The 941-nt window shown below is 37.9% G+C and carries 1 protein-coding gene; it reads right to left on the bottom strand.

Annotated elements, in window-relative coordinates; translation table 11 throughout:
* Window positions 1-134: 134 nt before the first annotated feature.
* Window positions 135-767, bottom strand: a complete 633-nt coding sequence (locus I0P70_RS21195; RefSeq protein ID WP_196121134.1) for a hypothetical protein — start codon at window positions 765-767, stop codon at window positions 135-137.
* Between the last annotated feature and the right edge of the window lie 174 nt (window positions 768-941).

Below are 941 nucleotides of genomic sequence, written 5' to 3'. Positions count from 1 at the left end.
CACCAGATCGTGGCCGTGGTGAAAAGAGGAACGCCTTATGAACTGAAATTGAAGAATATTTAGAGCAAAACCTTTGTTTTACTCATAGATTTCGGTTTGTACATGAGGTAAGCAAGGCGAAGACGCAGCTTGGCTTATGTGCCGTGTTGGTTGAAGTTGTTCTCTTTCTTCTGTATCTCCTGCAATCCATCTTCAATGGTTATCCAGTCCAACAAAGCCATTAAAATTTCAATATTCCAGCTTTCTCCGAAGTATAGATTTTTCCATAGCCTGTGGTCGCTTTTGCTGTTTAGAGTAAGTCGGTCATAATTTTTCTGGTAATTCAAGTCTGCCCAACTTATCAGTAATTGCTTTTTAGTGATCGTGTTGTTTTTAGTTATAAGCACACCGTCTTTGCTAAGTGTGCAGTGTCCAAACTGTACTTCTTCACCTGCAATAAGCAGATCCACAGCCGGATTCATTATTTGGGCAATTACAGGTTCCCAAATTTCATCTAATATTCTACTACACAAATCTATAAAGTAAGCATTTCCAACACCGAAGTAGCTTTTAAGAATAATATCAATCTGTTCATTCTCGGTCCTAAGGCCAATGTGGTATTTTCTGCCTACAGGAAACTTATAGAATTCTATTGCGCTAATCCAGTATCTTATACCTGATACTTTACTTCTTTCTATTTCTTTATCGTCAAATCGGATAAGTTCTTCATCAATCAGTAAGGTCTTATCTTTCCCCTTAAAGGAATTTGTTCTGACTGCTTCGTTCACTTATCTGTTCTTATTTTATTAATTCTAATTGCAACGGCTCGTATAAACGACCGCGAAGGCCGTCGGCCGAGGTGAAGTTTATACCTTGTTGCACTAAACCTTCGGTAAAGGGTTTTAAAAAGCAGTGGATAAGCGTTACCTTTTGATTCAAATCTAACTCTTACATAAAGATGA

The sequence above is a fragment of the Pontibacter sp. FD36 genome, from assembly GCF_015686655.1.
Classification (GTDB): Bacteria; Bacteroidota; Bacteroidia; order Cytophagales; family Hymenobacteraceae; genus Pontibacter.
The sequence above is the reverse complement of the archived record's forward strand: the minus strand, read 5'-3'. Positions and strand labels throughout refer to the sequence as shown.